Here is a 17478-nt window from a genome sequence, read left to right on the forward strand (position 1 = left end):
TCCTACCCCCGCACCGTGACTCTTGCGTGCAAAAACAAACCGGGCGACTAGTATGGTTCTCATCGGTGCGGCTGGGGGCCGCATCGGGGGGACGTTCACTCAATCGGAGGGTTTCCGATGACTGCCATGATCAGGACGAACGCGGCCGAAATCCGTGAGTTCGACTCATCGTTCCAGGTGAGGGGGTTCGGGAGGGTCAGGCTTTCCCGGCATCGGTGGGCAGCGAGGGACGAGTGCTGTTCGACCGGACGGTGCCGAGGAGCCTGGTGCACCGGGCCGCCGTTTCGGAGGTGTTTCTGACCGACCTGTGCGTGACCGGTGAGAACACCTTCCAGGTCGGGGCCCAGTGGCCCCGCGCGCACAGCTTCTACTCGCCGGCCACCCTGCCCCGGCACGATCCGATGCTGTTCGCCGAGAGCCTTCGGCAGGCCACGCTGGTGCTGGCGCACCAGGTGTTCGACGTGCCGATGGACTGGAAGTTCCTGTCGCACGAGAAGAGCTACCAGATCTCGGAGGGTGCTCTGGTGCTCGGCGACCGTCCCGCGGACATCCTGTTCGCGGTCACGACGCGCGAGGTCAAGCGCCGTGGCGGCACGGTGAGCAGCATGATCACCGACTTCGACTGCTATCGGGACGGGGAGCGCGTCGGCTCCGCGTCGGTGCGCTGGAGCTGCGTGTCGCCCGCGGCGTACCGGCGGCTGCGGGGCGGCCGGGACGTGCCGCCGCCGGTCACCGGCGTCCTGCCGGCGGCGGTCACGCCGCAGTCGGTGGGCCGGCTCAGCGAGCGGGACGTCGTGCTGTCCGCGGGGGCGGACGGGCACAGCTGGCAGGTCCGCGTCGACCGTGACCATCCGGTGCTTTTCGACCACCCCGTCGACCATGTCCCCGGTATGGTCCTGATGGAGGCCGGTCGCCAGGCGGCCAAGCTGGTGCACGGACGTACCGACCTGCTCCCGGTGGGCTGCCGGTTCTCGTTCGAGCGCTACGTCGAGCTGGACACGCCGGTCGTGGTCACGGCCCTGCCCGTGCGGTCCGAGGTGCCCGGTGCGCTCGGCGTCGAGGCCGTCTTCGACCAGGACGGCCGGCGGGTCGCCCGCGGCCACCTGGACATGCTGGTCTGCGGCTGACCGCCACGGGGGGCGTCGACAGTGGACAACACAGTTCTGGGGGGAATGGCAGTGCAGGGGGAATGGGACCGCCGAAGAGGGGTCGGCGCCGTCCTGGTTACCGGGGCGACCGGTTTCGTTGGCTCGGCGATGATGACCGACCTGCTGTCCGGGCCGCGGGAGCACCGGCCCGAGATCCGCGTGCTCACCCGCAGCGGCGTGCCGCACTGGATGAGCGAGGCCGGTGTGGTCGAGGTCCGTGGCGATCTGGTGGAACCGTCGACCATGCGAGGGGCATGCGACGGCGTGACCACCGTGCTGCACCTGGGGTCGCAGATCGGCGGCAGCGCCGACCTCTGTGACGCAGTGAACCGGGACGGCACCCGGGTCCTGTTGGAAGAGGCCACGCGGGCCGGTGTCAACCGGTTCGTCTACCTGAGTACGACATCCGTTTACGGCAGCGGTGTGCACCGCGGCAGTGGTGAGTCGTTGCTGGCACCCGCGCCGGCATCGCCCACCAGTGCCAGCAAGCTCGCCGCCGAACGTTCCGTCCGGTCGTTCGGCGGGGTGGTGCTGCGGCCGCACCTGGTCTACGGGGCCGGCGACATCTGGTTCGTGCCGACACTGCTGCGGCTGCTGGAGAAGATCCCGGCGCTGATCGACTCGGGCGGCGCCCGCACCTCGGTCGTCGCCGTGACCGACCTGGCCCGGGTGATCGCCGCGCTGGCCCGGATGGCCTGGGGCCGCGCCCCCGGCGCCGTCTTCCACGTCAGCGACCCGCGGCCGGTGCGGATGCGGGAGCTGATCGGGCTGCTGTGTGCCCGGCTCGGGCACGCCATGCCGGAGGAAAGCCTGCCGGCGCCGGCGCATCGGGAGCTCACCCGGCAGGAGTTGCCCTCGATGACCGACCACCAGTTCGAACTGCTGGCGTACGACCACTTCTACGACAGCGAGCGGATCTGGCGGCACACCGGGGTGCGGCCGGGTCCGGGTGTGCGGGAGCGGATCGACGCCCCGGTCGCGCAGTGGTACCGGGAGCGTGTCGCCGCTTAGTGTTTTCCGTTGTGTGGGCCCGCCGGCTGTGTGCCGGCGGGCCCTCTTTGTCCTTTGTGGACGTAGTCCCTTCTGGTGAGGTTCTCATCCCCGCGGGGGAGTGCCTCTGGTTGCCCTCCCCCTCGGCGCGTAACAGGGCGACCGGTTTGTTTTGGGTCGCGGAAGCGATGTGGCCGACCCGGCCTGGAAAGCAGAATTCTCGGTGTTCGGCTTTCTCGTCGAGGGGACGTCATGAGCAACTCCGACCGCGCCGACCTGGTGGCCCGCATGATGCTCTCCCGCGAGTGCGACCGCAGGTCGGGTCTGACCCTGCGCCAGGGCAACGCCTGGTTCGCCATCTCGTCGGCCGGCCACGAGGCGTTCGCCGCGCTCGGCGACGTGCTGACCGCGGCCGACCACATCTTCCCGCACTACCGAGACCGCGCCATCGTGATGGCCCGCGGCATGACCGTCGAGGACGTCGCCCGTGACCTGATGGGCAAGGCCGACTCGCACTCCGGCGGCCGTTCGATGACCTCCCACTTCAGCCACCGCCCCGGCAACGTCGTGTCGGTCGCCAGCCCGACCGCCAGCCAGTGTCTGCCGGCGGCGGGGGCGGCGTGGGCGGCCAAGCTGCGTGGCGACGGCAGTGCGGTGCTGTGCTCGCTCGGCGAGGCGTCGAGCCGTCAGGGCGAGTTCTTCGAGGCGCTGGCCTTCGCCGTGCAGAACCAGCTGCCGCTGGTGTTTCTCATTGCCGACAACGGATACGGCATCAGCACGCCCACCCATGACATGAACCCACGGCACCTGGGCCTGCTGCCGGCCGAGCGGCTTTCCGTCGTCGACGGCTCGGATCCCGACGCCGTCCGGGCCGCCGGCCAGGACGCCTTCGACCGGGCGCGCGGCGGGTTCGGGCCGGTGGTGCTGTGGTGCGAGCTGGACCGGCTGGAGTCGCACAGCTCCTCCGACGACCACAAGCTGTACCGGCCGAAGGCCGAGCTGGCGTCGCTGCGGGACCCGATTTCCCGTTACGCCGCAAGGCTTGTCGCCGATGGCGTTGTGACGCAGGAGTGGGTGGACGCCCGTCGTCTTGAGATCGCCGACGAAGTGGAGCAGACGTTCACGCGGGTCGCGTCGGAGCCCGCCGCAGACGTGAAGTCGGTGAGCGAGCACGTGTTCGGGAGTTCGTCGGTAGCGCTGCCGGCGCCGCAGGTGTCCGGCGGGACGATGGTCGCCGCGGTCAACACCGCGCTGCGCGCCGGGCTCGACCGCTACCCGGAGATGATCGTCTTCGGCGAGGACGTGGCCGACCCCAAGGGCGGTGTCTTCGGCTTCACCAAGGGACTCGACCGTTCGCGCGTGATCAACTCGCCACTGGCCGAGGCCACCATCGTCGGGGCCGCCGTCGGCCTGGCCGCCGCCGGCATGCGGCCGGTGGTCGAGCTCCAGTTCGTCGACTTCGTCGGGCCGGCGTGGAACCAGATCACCGGGCAGCTGACCACGCTGCGCTGGCGGTCGCTGTCCGACTGGACCTGCCCGGTCGTGATGTACGCGCCGTGGGGCGCCTACCTGCCCGGCGGCGGCATCTGGCACAGCCAGAGCAACGAGAGCCTGTTCACCCACCTGCCCGGGTTGCGGGTCGTCGTGCCGTCAACGCCGGAGGACACGGAAGCGGCGTTTCTGACGGCCTTCGCCGGCGAGGATCCGACGCTGATCCTGTTGCCCAAGCACCTGATGCGCCGTCGATGCGAGCCCGTCGCGAGCTCCGGTGTCGGAGCACGGATCGTTCGTCCCGGATCTGACGTGACCATCGTGACCTGGGGAAACGGGGTCGAGCTTGCCGTCGAGGCGGCCGACCGGCTCGAGGTCTCGCCCGAGATCATCGACCTTCGGTGGCTGGTCCCGTGGGACCGGGAGACCGTGGCCGCGTCGCTGCGCCGGACCGGGCGGCTGGTCGTCGTGCAGGAGGACGGCCGGACCAGCAGCTTCGGCGCCACCGTGATCGCCGAGCTGTCCGGGGCCGACGACGACTTCTACTCGCTGCTCGCGCCGCCCCGGCTGGTGGCCAAGGACGACGTGCACATCCCCTTCCATCCCGACCTCGAACGCGCCGTCCTGCCCAGTGTTGACGACGTCGTCGCCGCGGTCCGCTCGGTCCTGATCTGAAAGGCGTCCACACACATGACCAGGTTGGCCGTGCCGCAACTGGGCGAGGGCATCGTCGAGGTCCGCATCCTCAGCCTGCGCAAGCAGCCGGGGGAGCGGGTGGCCAAGGACGAGGTCGTCTACGAGATGGAGCACGACAAGGCGGCCGTGGAGATCGAGTCCCCGGCGGACGGCGTGCTGACCCGCTGGCTGGTGGCCGAGGGCGACACCGTGCCGATCGGCGCAGTGGTCGCGGAGCTCTCGGCAGCCCCGGTAGAGGTTCCCGCTGCCGCTCCCGTCGCCAAGGTTCGGGTGCCACCGCGCACCCGGCTGATGGCCCGTCGCGCCGGCCTCGCCGACGAGCAGTTGCCGTCCATCCCCGCCGCCAGCTCCGTTTTGATGCCCGAGGACGTTCAGCGGTACCTGGAATCCCAGCGCTCGCAGGAACTCAGCACCCGTCAGCAGCAGCTGAACACCGCCATGCGCTCGGCCAAGGTCGTGCCGGCCGTCGTCGCCATGCCCCTCGACGCCGATTCCCTCGACCAGATCACGGCCACCCTCGGTGCGGAGACGGCGTTCCAGGGCTTCGCCCTGCTGGCCGCCCGAACGGCCATGGCGTACAAGGGATTCCGGTCGCGGCACGCAGCCGACAACAAGGTGCAGGTGCATGATCGGATCAACCTCGGAATCGCCGTGGCCACCGACTCCGACGACCTGACCGTCGCCGTCGTGCGGGCCGCCGACCAACTGTCCAATGAGGACTTTCACGCGCAGTACGTGCAGTCGGTTGAGCGGGCTCGTGACGGCCAGTCGCAGGCCGACGGCACGGTGTCGCTGATCCTTTCCCACCTCGGCGAGGAGTCGGCGACCTTCGCCGTGCCGGTGGTCGTGCCGCCGGCCGTGGCAACCCTGTTCCTCGGCTCGGTCGACCGGGGCAGCCGCCAGATGGTGCTGACCTTCGACCACACCCTGGTCAACGGCCGCGAGGCCGCCGCCTTACTGTCCGCGATCCGTGACGCCGCAACGATTTCGCCGGTCGTGGCGGAGCAGGCCGACCTGACTTCGATCCTCGCCGTGACGGAATCCGTGCTGGGACACGCTGTCGACCCCGATCGCCCGTTGGGCGAGCAGGGCATGGACTCCGCCGCCGCCGTCCGTCTGGTCCGCGAACTCGGCGTGCCGCTGGCGACGGTCTGGCGGCACCCTCGGCTCCGCGACCTGGCCGCTCACGTTCACGCTCCTGCCGAAGAGTCCACAAAGGATTTTGCTGCCGAGGTTGCCGACGACATCGCCGTGATCGGCATGTCGTGCCGCGTTCCCGGTGCCGACGACGTCGACGCGTACTGGGATCTGGTCGCCCGGGCCGAATGCCGCATCGGCACGACCACCCGTGCCGGCGTCCCGGAGCGAGCCGGTCTGCTGGACCGCATCGACCTCTTCGACGCCGAGTTCTTCGGCGTCACACCGCGTCAGGCCGCCTCCATGGATCCGCAGCAGCGCATGCTGCTCGAGCTCAGCTGGCACGCCCTCGAGCACGCCGGCGTCAACCCCGATGCCTTGGCCGGCACCGATGTCGGCGTCTTCGTCGCCGCGTGCAGCTATGACTACCGTGAGCAGCTCGTCGCCACCGACGCAGCCGACGGATACGCCACCATCGGCACCTTCCCCGCGTTCTTGGCCAACCGGGTCTCGCACTTCTACGACTTCACCGGCCCCAGCGTCACACTCGACACCGCCTGCTCCGGCTCCCTGACCGCCTTGGCCTCCGCCGTCTCCGCTCTACGGGCCGGCGATTGCACCACCGCCATGGTCGGCGCCGCCAACCTGCTCAGCAATCCCTTCAACACCACCGCGTACCAGCAGGCCGGCATGCTTTCTCCCGCCGGCCACAGCCACGTCTTCGACGCCTCCGCCGACGGTTTCGTCCGCGGCGAGGGCGCCGCTTGGGTCGTGCTCAAGCCCCTTCGCCAGGCTGTGGCTGACGGCGACCCCGTCCTCGCCGTCATCAAGGGCGTCGCCGTCAACCACGGCGGTCGGGCTGCCAGTCTCACCGCCCCCAACCCCGCCGCCCAGACCCGCGTGATCCGCCGGGCCCTGTCCCGTGCCGGTCTGCACGCCAGCGACCTCGGCTACCTCGAGGCTCACGGCACCGGCACCGCCCTCGGCGACCCCATCGAGATCGACGGCATCCTGAATGCCTTCGCCGACCCTTCCACGGCTGGTCCTTCGGCCGCCGGTCCTTCCGGCCGGCTGTGGATCGGCTCCGTCAAGGCCAACCTCGGCCACCTCGAAGGCGCTTCCGGTCTCGCCGGCCTCATCAAGGCCGTGCAGGCCTTGCGTCACAACATGATTCCCGCGACCCCCAACTTCACCACCCTCAACCCCAACATCGACCTGACTTCCACCCCCTCGCCATCGCTTCCCACTCCGTCCCGTGGACCGGCTCTTCCCGCTACGCCGCCGTCAGCTCTTTCGGCTTAGGCGGCTCCAACGCCCACGTGGTAATCGGTTCCGCCCCGGTCACCCCCGCCGAGCTCACCGCCCCCACCGCGGTCGCCTCGGCCACCCCTGCCGAGCTCGCCGCCTCCTGTGCGGTCGCCTCGGCCTCGCCTTCCGCAGTCGCCTCGACCACCTCCGCCGAGCTCGCCGCGCCCCGCGCAGTCGCCTCGGTCGAGTCGTCTGAGCTCGCTGCACCTTCCGCGGTCGCCTCGGGCAATCGTGCCGAGCTCACCGCATTCGTTGTCCCCCTTTCCGCCGCCACCCCGGAGGCACTGGCCGAGCTGGCGTCCCGTCTGGCCGATGTCGTCGAGTCCAGCACTGCGGACCTCGCCGACATCGTCTGGACCCTTCAGACCGGCCGCCGGGCACTGCGGCATCGCAAGATCGTCATCGCGCGGTCTCGTGCCGAGTTGGTTCGAGCCTTGCGGTCGGGCGATTTCGCCGATGCGCCAAGCGAACTTGCCGGCTGGCTGGGCGGCGGGAACGTGGACTGGACGGCGTTCTGGCCCAAGGGCACACCCGAGCGTCGAGTGCCCCTGGCCCCCTATCCCTTCCAACGCAAGTCGTTCTGGCTGCCCGGCACCCAACACGACCTGCATGACCACACGGTCGCCGGTCGTCGAGTGCGGCCGGGGGCCGAGCTGATCGACGCCTTCGCGGCGACCGACCTGGCCCGGATCCGGTTCCTGCGGCCGGTCCCGGTGACGGCGAACCTTGTGGCTGACGGCCTGACCCTCACCGCCGACGGCGAGGTTTGTGCCACGGCCATGGTGGCCAACGAGCCGATTGCCGGCGTGGAATGGCCGAGCGAGGAGACGTCCGAGCCGCTTGACCTTTATGGGCTGCTGGCCGGGCGAGGCATCGAGGTCGGGCCGGTTTACCGGGTGCTGCAACGAATCCGACGCAGCGGCACGCAGGCGTGGGCCGACATCGTGGCCGGGCCGGGCGACGAGCGAACCCGCCGGATCGCCTGGCTGGATGCGGCGCTGCAAGCCTCGCACGCCGTGCTCGACGACAACCGAACCTACATCGCGGCCGGTATCGACCGGCTCAGCTGGCAGCGGTCCGTGCCGGAGCGCGCCGAACTTCGGGTCCGCCGCACCGGCGACACCGTGATCGACATCGATGTTCCTGGAGTGCTTACCGTGCGCGGACTTCGCCTGCTGCCCGCCGACACCGTGCGGATGCTCGTGCCGACCTGGCAGGACATCCCGCCCTACCCGGCGACGCCCCCGACCAACACCCTCCTGCTGCACGACCGAAACACCACCGTTGCCGGCGGCGTCGACATCGCCGACCCGCAGCTGGCCGAGCGCATCGCCGGTTACACCGACGTGCAACTGATCGTCGGGGGCGCTCACTGGACCGACGACGCGTCCGGTGTCGCGGCGCTGCGGGAGTGGCTGCTGGCCCTCGTCACCACGGCGCGGACTCTGGGCGGTACGGGTGTCCCGGCGACGATCCGCCTTGTCACCACTGGGCTTTCGTCGCCGACACCGGGTGCTGCGCTTCAGGGTGCGCTGCTGGGCGCTCTCCGTAGCATCCCCATGGAGCTGCCCACGATCTCCATCGCCGCCGTCGATCTCGACCCGTCCTACGCGCTGCTGTCCGAAGTGGGAGACGTTCCGACGGGCCCTTCGCTTGTCTCCCTGCGCCCCGAAGGTCGACGCCGTCAGGTCTTCGTGGACCAGCCGGTCGACGCCGGCGTTCGGTCCTTCAAGCAGAACGGCGTCTACATCCTGTTCGGCGGCACCGGCGGCATCGGCACCGAGATCGCCCGTCATCTCGCCGCCGACTACAACGCCCGCTTGGTCCTCGTCGGCCGGTCGCCGGCCACGGTGTCGGTGCCCGGTGCCGTGTTCCACCCGGGCGACGTCACCAACCCGGCTGACGTTGAGGCAGTGTTGGCCTTCTGCCGCAACACCTTCGGTGAGCCCGACGGCTTCGTGCACACCGTGGGCTCAGTGAGCGCCGCCCTGATCGGCTCGCTCAGTCCGTCCGAAGTGGACGCTGTGCTGGCCACCAAGGTGACGGCCGTCCAGCACCTTCGTCGCCTCGCCGGTGACAAGCTGCTGGTGCTTTCCTCCTCGGTCGCCGGTCTCTTCGGCAGCCAGGGTGGTCTCAACTACGCCGCCGCCAACAGCTTCCTCGGCTACTACGCCCAGGCGGCCGGCGGCCGCGTGCGGACCCTCGACTGGGGTTTGTGGCGTGACACCGGCTTGGCCAAGCAGTACACGGATCACGTCCTGCGCAGCTACCCCGGATTGGCCGAGTACAGCCCGGCCGACGGCATCGCCGCACTGGAAACGGCGGTCGCCGGACAGCATCCCCATGCGGCTGTAGTGGCCGGCCAGCCCCAGGCATTGACCGCGCACCAGCCCCAAGCCACCGAGAGTGTTTCGGAGAGTGCCGCGCGGCGCATGGACTTCTACGCCCGGGCGCACCTTTCCCGTCGCATGGCGGAGATCGGCCTCGGCGACGCGCTCACCCCGCCGGCCACCTTCGGCGAGATCACCGAACGTCTCGGTGTTGTGCCGGAGCACCACCGACTTCTCGCCGCGGTGCTGGACCTGCTGGCGTCCGACGGCCTCGTCAACCAGGACGGCGGCAAGTTCGCCGGCCTGCGGACGTTCGAGCCGCCGAGCCGGGAGGCGCTGCTGGCCGACCACCCGGATCTGGCCGGCCACCTCGACCTCCTCGACCGCGCGCTGGCCTCGTACGGACCGGTGCTGCGCGGCGACCAGCGGGCCGCCGACGTGCTGTTCCCCGGCGGCGACCTGTCCGGCGTGACAGGGATCTACAGCGGCAACTCGTTGTTCGACCCGGTCAACCAGGTCGCGGCGCAGACCGTGGCGGCACTGGTCGCCGAGGGCCGGCAGAGCGTCCTGGAGATCGGTGCGGGCGTCGGCGGCACGACGGCCGGAGTGCTAGCAGCGCTAGCTTCGCCGGTGGAGTACGTCTACACCGACCTGTCCCAGGCGTTCCTCAACCACGGCCGCCGCCGCTTCGGCGACAAGATCAGCACCAGCCTGCTCAACATCGAGCACGACCCGGCCGAGCAGGGCTTTTACGGCCGGCGGTTCGACGTGATCGTGGCCAGCAACGTGGTGCACGCGACGCGGGACCTGGAGACCTCGCTCACCCACATCGGCCGGCTGCTCAACCCCGGCGGCCGCCTGGTGCTGTCCGAGATGGTGGCCCCCGCCGCCGTCTACACGCTGATCTTCGGCCTCACCGACGGCTGGTGGCGCTACGTCGATCCCGAGCGCCGGCTGCCCCACGGGCCGCTGCTCGACGTCCCCCGCTGGCAGCGCCTGCTCGCCGACCACGACTGGACCCTCAGCGCCAGCCCCACCGCCGACGACCCCGGCGTCGTCGCCGTCCTCACCTGCGCACCTCCATCGCCGGCCGCCGCCGTGCCGGCCGCCCAGTCCGGAGAGACCGTGACCGCCATCGCCGACGGCCTGCGCGACATCGTCCGCACCTTGATCGCCGACCCCACGGTGACCATCCCCGGCAACGTCCCGTGGCAGCAGCTCGGCATCGACTCCCTGCTCAACAACGAGCTGGTCGCCGAGGTGTCGAGCCGGTTCACGCCGGTGTCCTCGACGGTGTTGTTCGAGCACCGGACGGTCGATGCCCTGGCGGCCTTCCTTGCCGCCAAGCTGGAGCCGGCGACCCCGACTTTGACAACACCTGTTGTCACCCCGGTTGTGTCGGAGCCGACCCCGGCGGTCGTTCCAGTGACAACATCTGTTGTCAAGCCGCCGGTGGCTGCTCCTGTAGTCGCAGCGGCGAAGCCGATCCGTGAGCCCAAGGCCGGCGAGCCGATCGCGATTGTCGGCGTAGCCGGCCGCTACCCCGGAGCGGCCGACGTGGACGAGTTCTGGCGGCTGCTGGCCACCGGCGGCTCGCCGGTCCGTGAGGTTCCGGCCGACCGCTGGGACTGGCGCACGGCCCAGGGCTACGCCCGCTACGGCTGCTTCATCGACGACTGGGACGGCTTCGACCCGGAGATCTTCCGCATCTCGCCCCGTGACGCGGCGACGATGGACCCGCAGGAGCGGGTGTTCCTCGAAGTGGCCTGGGAGGCCTTCGAAACGGCGGGCTACGCACGCCGCGAGCTGTCCGGCGGGAAGGTCGGCGTCTTCGCCGGAGTGACCGGCACCAGCAACATCCTCGCTGGTCGGGACGCGCGGCTGGCCGGCTACGACAACCCCGAATACGCCGTGACGGCGTTGGCCTCGGTGGCCAACCGGGTCTCGCACGCGTTCGACCTGGCCGGCCCGAGCTTCACAGTCGACACGATGTGCTCCTCCTCGCTCACGGCCGTGCACCTGGCGTGCCGCGCACTGGAGAGCGGCGACGCGGACATGGCGCTGGCCGGCGGCGTGAACCTCTACCTGCACCCGGACCGCTTTGCCGGCCTGTGCGCGCTGGGCATGCCCTCGCATGGCAAGCACACCAGGGCTTTCGGCGCTGGCGGCGACGGTTTCATCCCCGGCGAAGGCGTTGGCGCGATCGTCCTCAAGCGACTGTCCGACGCCGAAGCCGACGGAGACACGGTGTACGCCGTGATCCGTGGCAGCGGCATCAACCATGGCGGCGGCACCGGCGGTTACACCGTGCCGAATCCGGTGGCCCAGGCGGCACTCATCGCCGAGACGCTCAAGCGGTCCACAGTGGACCCACGCACGATCGACTACATCGAGGCTCACGGTACGGGGACCGAACTGGGGGACCCGATCGAGCTCCGGGCGCTGGCGATCGCCTTCGCCGAGGCGAAGACGCTGCGAGTCGGCTCGGTCAAGTCCAACATCGGCCACGGCGAGGCAGCGGCCGGTATTGCCGGGCTGACCAAGGTGATCCTCCAGCTGCGCAACGGCCAGCTGGCGCCGACCCTGCACGCCGAACCGCTCAACCCCAAGCTGGAGTTGGCCGGTACCCCGCTGACCATCCAGCACCGGGCCGAGGTGTGGCCGGCCGGCGACCGCCCGCGTCGCGCGGCGATCAGCTCCTTCGGGGCCGGCGGCGCCAACGCCCACGTGATCATCGAGGAGTATCGGCAGCCGGCCACGGTCGAGAGCACCGAGACCGTGATGGTGCCGCTGTCCGCGCCGGACCGGACCCGCCTGGCTGAGACGGCTCGCCGCCTGGCCGCGAGCCTTCCTTTGAACCTCAACGACATTGCCCATACGCTGACCGTCGGCCGCGAGCGCTTTGATGAGCGGGCCGCCATCGTCTGCCGCACCCGGGGCGAGCTGATCGCCGCCTGCGAGGCGCTGGCCACGGGTGCATCGCATCCCAGCCTTGAGTCTGACCTTGAGTCGGCCCAACGTTGGCTGTCCGGCGGCGAACCGGACGTGACGACCGGACGGCGGATTGCCCTGCCGACAACGCCTTTCGCCCGCGCCGAGCGGCCGGAGCTGCCGCATCGGGGCAGCGATCTGCCGCTGGTGCAGTCGATCGAGGTGCCCACGACTCGTACCGCCAGCCTCACGCTGACCGCCGGTTCGCGGCTGCTCGCCGACCACGTCGTCGACGGTGTCGCGCTGCTGCCCGGGGCCGTGCACCCGGAGCTGGTGTTCGAGACCCTGTTGTCCGCCAGGCAATCCCCGTACGGCATGGCGATCAGGAGCCTGGCCTGGCCGGAGCCGGCCACCGGCGCGCCGATGGAGATCAAGGTGCAGCTGGACGGTGCCGCTTTCCGTGTCACGGCCAACGGCCGCACCGCCGCCGAAGGCACCGTGCAGGCCGTCGAATCGGGGCTGCGCATGGCCTACGACCCGGCTGACCTGGAGCGGCGGTTGACCGGCGACGCGACCGAGTTCTACCGTGCTTTCGAGGCCGCCGGCTTTGCCTACGGCCCGCTGTATCGGACGGTCACGGCCGTCGGCCGCGCCGGCGACGAGGTGATCAGTCGCCTGGCCCTGCCGGCCGGCGAGGACCCGGACGGACGCCAGGTGCTGCACCCGGCCATGCTCGACGGCGCCTGCCAGACCGCCGCCTACCGGCTGCTGTCCGACGATCCGACCCGTCGCTATCGTCCGCTCGGCGTGGACCGCATCACCGTGCACCGTCCGGTGACCGGCGGCTACGTGCATGCCCGGTCGGTCGGCCAGGACCAGCGTCGCGGCGTGCACACCTTCGACCTGCGGCTGATCGGCACCGACGGCAGTGTGCTGGCGGAGATCGACGGTTTCATGGTCCGCGCCGATGATCGGCCGGCAGTCGGCAAACCCGTTGTGGCCAAGGCGAAGTCGCCGGTCGCGGCGTACAAATTGGACTGGATCCCGTTGCCTTCCACCGGTGTCCAGGTGCCGCCGGCCGGCACGCTGGCGCTCGGCGACGGCACCGTGGCGCGCACGTTCGGTGCGAACCCGTTGCCCGGCTGGGGCGATGAGGTGAAGCCGGACGAGACTCCGCGTGACGTGATCGTCGACCTGACCACCGCGGTGTCGACGGACGCGATCTTCGCTGCACTGCGAGCGCTGGTGCGCAGCCGAAACATCGACGGTGCTCGGGTGCACGTGGTCACCGCAGCCGACGGTGAGCCCGCGCCGCTGCTCTACGGCCTCCACGGCCTGGTCCGCACCATCGCGGGCGAGACCGCCCGCTTCGGCATCCGGCTTGTCACGCTCGACACCCATTGGCTGGCAACGGATCCGGCCGGCGCTGCCGGCGCGATCGTCGGCGACGAGGACTTCACCGGACCGGCTTGGGTGCGCCTTGCGCCCGGTCGCCGCGAGGTCGCGACCCTCGTGCCCGACACCTCGGCGGCGGGCGACGCCGGGCAGTTCCTGTCTCCCAACGGTTGCTATCTGCTGGTCGGCGGTGCTGGCGGACTGGGCCGCGAGGTCGCGGCCAGCATCCTCAACGCTCAGCCGCAGGCTCGGGTCGTGTTGGTTGGCCGCTCGGCGCAGCCAGCCGGTTTGCCGTCCACTGTGGAGTACCGTAGTTGTGACGTGACCGACCGTGCTGCGGTGGAGGAGCTGGCGCGCTCGCTGCCGGACGTGCGAGGCATTGTGTACCTGGCCGGGCAGCTGCGTGACGGCTTCCTCAGGGCCAAGACGCCGGCCGCGGTGCAGGCTGTCTGCGACGCCAAGATCCTCGGCGCGACACTGATCGACGAGGCGTTTGCCGGCCACCGGCTGGACTTCTTCGTGCTGGCGTCGTCGCTGGCGGCGTTGGCCGGCAACCAGGGGCAGTCCGACTACGCCTTCGCCAACGGCTACCTGGACGGCTTTGCCGCCGCCCGGGCGGCGCGGCGGCCGGGGCGGACGCTGTCCATCGGCTGGCCGATCCTGGCCGGCGACGGCATGAGCCCCAACGAGGATTCGCTGCGCTACCTGGCCGAAACGCTGGGCCTCACGCCGCTGCCGATGGCTGAAGCGGCGGCCGAGCTCTGGCGTCGACTGCCGGACAGCGGATCGCACGTGGCACTCGTGCACGGCAACACGGCGGTGTGGGAGGCCGCGCTCGGCGTCGGAAGCTCCACTGTCGAGAGTGACGATCTGCTGGAGTGGCTGCGGGACCGTGTTGCCCAGTCCGTCGGCATCGCCGCCGACAAGCTGGACGCCGACCGCGACTTGATCGCCTACGGCGTGGACTCGGTCGCCCTGATGCGGCTGAACCGCATGCTGGAGTCGGACATCGGACGGCTGCCGATGACCACGCTGCTGGACAGCACCACTTTGCGCGACCTGGCTTCGCGGCTGCGCACCGACCACGCCGACCAGGTCAGTGGGTTCGGGCAGCGCTCGCCGGAACCCGTTGCGGTCGAGCGTGGGCCGGCCCCGCTGACCGAACGGCTGATGGGCATCTGGGCCGCGGACCAGCTGGCCGCGCCGCAGACCCCTTACAACATCTCGATGTCCTGGCAGCTTTCATCCACTGTGGACGTGCAGTGGCTTTCCAGGGCGGTCGACGCGCTGGTTCGCCGGCACCCGGCGCTGGGCAGCGTCGTCCGGCCGCATGGCGGCGAGCTGGCCTTCGTGCCGGCCGATCAGCTGCCACGCCTGGAGATCCGCGACGGTTCCGATGTTGTGGAGGAAGCCGACCGTCGGTTCCGGCTCGACGCCGAGGCACCGCTGCGCGTGGTGCTGCACCGGTCGTCGAACGTGCTTCAGCTCGTCACGCATCACCTGGTGGTCGACGGTCGATCGGCTGAGCTGCTGCGTGATGATCTCGACGCACTCTACCGGGGCGCGGAGTTGCCGCCGGTGACCGGTCGGTTCGCTGACTCGCTGCACGCCGAACAGGCCGTCTCAGCCGAGCGGCTGGCCGAGTGCGCCGAGTTCTGGAAGTCCCGGCTGGCCGGCGTTTCCGGGCAGCCACTATTCGTCGGCTCGGCCGATCGCTCTGGTGCGCACCGTGAGTACACCATTCCGGCTTACGGTGACCGGTCCTTTGTGTTGCTGCTGGCCGCCTTCGCCACTGCGCTGGCCCGCAAGACCGGGCAGCGGAGCCTGCTGATCTCCGTGCCGACCTACGGCCGCAGCTCGGCCGATCTGGACGACGCGGTGGGCTGCTTCGTGAACTCCGTGCCGCTGCGAATCGAGTTCGACCGGAGCAAGTCCACTGTGGACTTCCTCGCCGAGCTGCGGGAGCAGGTGCGGGGCGCGGTCGCGCACGCCGACCTGCCGTATCCGAAGATCGCCGAGCTGTGCGGCGACGCCGCCCCGACCGTCACCTTCGCCTTCCAGAACTGGCGGCGAGCCGAGGATCGGCGCGAGCTGCTCACCGACTTGGTGCACCAGCGCGGCCAGCAGGGCCACTTCGATCTCGGCCTCGAGGTCACGGAAACCGCTGCGGGACTGGAGATCCTGGCCAACCACCGCACGGCTGTGCTGTCCGGCGACGAGGTCGACCGGCTCGTGGACGACATGCGCAAGTTCGCCGCCGAGCTGTCCGGCAACGCCGTGCGGACCGTCGCCGACCTGCTCGACCCGGCCGCCGGCACGCTGGTCGGCCGCTTCGAGGCGGTCGTTGATCGCACGCCGGATGCCATCGCCGTCGAGGACGCCCAACAGCGCCTGACCTACCGTGAACTGGACGATCTCGTCCGCCGGGTGGCCACTGCGGTCACTGCGGAGACCCAGCCCGGCGAGCCGGTGGCCGTGCTGCTCGACCGAGACGTTGCGATGCCGGGTGTGCTGCTCGGTGTGCTGGCCGCCGGCAGCCCGTACGTGCCGCTGGACAGCTCGTATCCGGCGGAGCGACTGGCCCTCGTGCTCGAAGGCGCCGGCTGTAAGGTCGCCGTCGTCACCGCCGAGCAGGTTCACCTGCTGCCGGCGGATGTCACGCCGTTGCTGGTCGAGGACCTCGGTCCGGCGCTGCCCAGCGAGCGCCGACCTGCGCCGGATGAGTTGGCGTACCTCATGTTCACGTCCGGCAGCACCGGCAAGCCCAAGGGCGTCGGCGTCACGCACGGCAACGTGATCCACACTGTGGACGCCATCGGCGCGCGTGTCGGCTGGACCGAGCGGGACCGCCTGCTCGCCGTGACCACCGTCTGTTTCGACATCTCGGTGCTGGAGATCTTCCTGCCGTTGATCACCGGCGGCACCCTCGTCGTGGCCGATCGAACGACCATTGTGGACGCTCGGCGATTGGCTTCTGTGTTGGAGGACAAGCGGATCAGCGTTATGCAGGCCACGCCGGCCGGTTGGCAGCTGTTGCTGGACGGCGGCTGGGCCGGCAAGTCCGACCTGGTCGCGCTGTGCGGCGGCGAGGCGTTGCCCGAGCACCTGGCCCAGGCCTTGGTGTCGCGGACGCGGCGGCTGTGGAACGTGTACGGGCCGACCGAGGCGACCATCTGGTCCACCATCGCCGCGATCGATCCCGCCGGTCCCGTGCACCTCGGCGACCCCATCGGCGGCACCGACCTGGTGATCACGCCCAGCGGCGAGCTGTGGATCGGCGGTCCGGCCGTCGCCACCGGGTATTGGCAGCAGCCCGACCTGACCGCCCAGCGCTTCGGCCCCCACCCGTTGCGTCCCGACGCCGGCGGCCGCTACTTCCGCACCGGTGACCTCGTTCGGCTCGACGACCAGGGCCGGCTCCTGTTCATCGGCCGGGCCGACAACCAGGTCAAGATCCGTGGGCACCGCGTCGAACTCGGCGAGATCGAGGCCGTGCTCGACGCCCACCCGGATGTCGCTCGGTCCATCGTGACCTTGGTCGGGGAAGGGGCCGACGTTCGGCTCACCGCAACCGTCGTCGCGGATCCCGTGCCCAGCCTGGACGTTCTACGCCGGTTCGCCGAAACGCGGCTGCCGTCGTGGATGCTGCCGGACCGCCTGGTCGTGGTCGACGCGATGCCGCTCACGCCGAACGGCAAGATCGACCGCAAGGCGGTCGCCGCCCAGCTGGAGGCTCCGGCCGAGCCGACAACGGTGGTGGAGTCCCTCGATGGCGTGGCGACCGCCTGGGCGGAGGTGCTCGGCCTGGACGACCCGCCGCGCGACCGCAAGTTCTTCGATCTCGGTGGCAACTCGCTGCTGCTCGGCCGGCTCTTCGCCCGGCTGGCGGCGCTGTACCCGACCGCGGGCATCGAGGTGGCGGACCTGTTCGCCCGGCCGACGATGGCCGACCAGATCGAGCTGATCAGCCAGCGGCTGGGCGGCCCGTCCGCCCCGGCCGCCCCCGTTCGCGCCGCGAGCTGCGGCGTGCCTTCAAGACCGTGACCACTGGA

Annotated in this window: 5 protein-coding genes; all 5 read left to right on the forward strand. The window is 70.4% G+C overall.

Annotated features, from left to right (window positions below):
- Nucleotides 1-233 precede the first annotated feature (233 nt).
- Nucleotides 234-1127 (forward strand): ScbA/BarX family gamma-butyrolactone biosynthesis protein, encoded by an 894-nt coding sequence (locus M3Q35_RS40700; RefSeq protein ID WP_273937897.1) that lies wholly within the window; start codon nt 234-236, stop codon nt 1125-1127.
- A gap of 45 nt (nt 1128-1172) precedes the next feature.
- The gene (locus M3Q35_RS40705; protein WP_273937898.1) at nt 1173-2159 is read left to right on the forward strand and encodes an NAD-dependent epimerase/dehydratase family protein; all 987 of its coding nucleotides are present in this window, start codon (nt 1173-1175) and stop codon (nt 2157-2159) included.
- Nucleotides 2160-2390: 231 nt separating this feature from the next.
- On the forward strand, nt 2391-4304 hold the full coding sequence (locus tag M3Q35_RS40710) for an alpha-ketoacid dehydrogenase subunit alpha/beta (protein ID WP_273937899.1): 1914 nt from the start codon (nt 2391-2393) through the stop codon (nt 4302-4304).
- Nucleotides 4305-4319: 15 nt separating this feature from the next.
- On the forward strand, nt 4320-6764 hold the full coding sequence (locus tag M3Q35_RS40715) for a beta-ketoacyl synthase N-terminal-like domain-containing protein (RefSeq protein ID WP_273937900.1): 2445 nt from the start codon (nt 4320-4322) through the stop codon (nt 6762-6764).
- A gap of 17 nt (nt 6765-6781) precedes the next feature.
- Entirely contained in the window at nt 6782-17470 is a 10689-nt protein-coding gene (locus tag M3Q35_RS40720; RefSeq protein WP_273937901.1) for a non-ribosomal peptide synthetase, read from the forward strand.
- Nucleotides 17471-17478: the final 8 nt, after the last annotated feature.

It is taken from the genome of Kutzneria chonburiensis (genome assembly GCF_028622115.1).
Lineage (GTDB): Bacteria > Actinomycetota > Actinomycetes > Mycobacteriales > Pseudonocardiaceae > Kutzneria > Kutzneria chonburiensis.

Excerpts from the sequence above, each read along its gene's own strand:
- M3Q35_RS40715 (WP_273937900.1), top strand. The coding sequence starts at position 4,320 with ATGACCAGGTTGGCCGTGCCGCAACTGGGCGAGGGCATCGTCGAGGTC.
- M3Q35_RS40710 (WP_273937899.1), top strand. The coding sequence starts at position 2,391 with ATGAGCAACTCCGACCGCGCCGACCTGGTGGCCCGCATGATGCTCTCC.
- M3Q35_RS40705 (WP_273937898.1), top strand. The coding sequence starts at position 1,173 with ATGGCAGTGCAGGGGGAATGGGACCGCCGAAGAGGGGTCGGCGCCGTC.